Origin of the sequence: Xanthomonas sp. SHU 166 (genome assembly GCF_000364685.1) — a bacterium.
Classification (GTDB): Bacteria; Pseudomonadota; Gammaproteobacteria; order Xanthomonadales; family Xanthomonadaceae; genus Xanthomonas_A; species Xanthomonas_A sontii.
Window position 1 is genome coordinate 1 of sequence record NZ_AQOJ01000999.1, and the last position, 332, is coordinate 332.

Genomic DNA, 332 nt, shown 5'->3' on the forward strand with positions numbered 1-332 from the left:
CTGGCACGGCATCGCCACGCGCTACTGGTGGCGCCTGTCGCTGCCGACGCTGCTGCTGGTGCCGCTGCTGTGCGCGGGGCTGTGGCCCACCCTCGGCGCCTGGGCCGCGCTGCTGCTGTTGTGGCTGCCGTGGTCGGCGTTCAAGTCCTGGCGCCAGGCGCAGCGCATGGGCTACGCGCTGGATGCGCGCTACGTGGCGGTGCGCGGCGGCTGGTGGCGGCGCTGGTGGCGGCTGGCCGAACTGGACAAGCTGCAGACGCTGCACCTGAGCCGTTCGCCGCTGGACCGCTGCTGCGGCACCGCGACGCTGTGGCTGGACACCGCCGGCGCCC

Annotated in this window: 1 protein-coding gene; it reads left to right on the plus strand. The window is 74.7% G+C overall.

Annotated features, from left to right (window positions below; all coding sequences use genetic code 11):
- A partial coding sequence (locus D180_RS22145) for a PH domain-containing protein (RefSeq protein WP_043091550.1) occupies positions 1-332 on the plus strand: 332 nt, incomplete at both ends.